The sequence below is a fragment of the Microbulbifer epialgicus genome (assembly GCF_041447265.1).
GTDB lineage: Bacteria > Pseudomonadota > Gammaproteobacteria > Pseudomonadales > Cellvibrionaceae > Microbulbifer > Microbulbifer epialgicus.
Genome location: NZ_JBGMEK010000267.1, coordinates 1 through 711, shown reverse-complemented (window position 1 = coordinate 711; position 711 = coordinate 1). Strand labels below are relative to the sequence as shown.

Sequence of the window (711 nt, the reverse complement as noted above, 5' to 3'; positions counted from 1 at the left end):
GTCCTCCGGGTTTAGGCTGAGAAATCGACAAAATGAAAATCGATCGCGTATCTGATATTCCAGCTCATCATCCGATAGGTTATATAAATGCTGTAATACAAGTGCCTTGAACATCAGTACCTTATCAAAGGGTCTTCTTCCAGCATTACTCTTTCTTGGAAGTGTGGGGATTTTATTCAAAGTACTCCGGAAGTCCTCCCAGTCAATCAACTTACGAAGAGCAACCAGTGGATCACGTTCATTTAGCTTGCGATGGCGGTCATCAAGACCGAAAAAACTCGGCTGCATTTGACAATAACCTTTACTAGTGAGCGTTTAGGCTATTTTACCGGGAATTAGTGAATTTTTAGAGGTACCCATATATCCTTATCAGAGGTTTCTTATCAATCCGGCAACCCTATAGTTCTGTATAATACCCAAATGGATATTATTGATGCAGGAAAATTGCCCGCTTCCGCACAGCAAAAGAAACGCCGAACTGCCGTAAAGCTTTGAAATAAATCAGAGTCTATAGCAGAAATTGCACGGACACTGGATGTCTCCAGTCGAGCAGCACAAAATTGGATCAATGCTTATAAAGCTGGGGGCTTCAAAGCATTGACCGCTAAAAAGCGCGGCTATCCAGAAGGTATGAACCGCAGGTTAACGGCAGAGCAAGAAAGAAAGCTTCAAAAACAAATCGCAGATGAGCATCCAGATCAGCTCAAGCTT

The 711-nt window shown here is 42.8% G+C and carries 2 protein-coding genes; one reads left to right on the top strand and one right to left on the bottom strand.

Annotation, left to right across the window (positions count from 1 at the left end):
* A partial coding sequence (locus ACCI49_RS24925; RefSeq protein WP_371838736.1) for a transposase occupies positions 1–288 on the bottom strand: 288 nt, incomplete at its 3' end.
* A gap of 222 nt (positions 289–510) precedes the next feature.
* Here ACCI49_RS24925 and ACCI49_RS24920 point away from each other — a divergent pair.
* Positions 511–711 (top strand): helix-turn-helix domain-containing protein (locus ACCI49_RS24920; protein ID WP_371841958.1); only part of this gene is annotated, 201 nt, incomplete at its 3' end.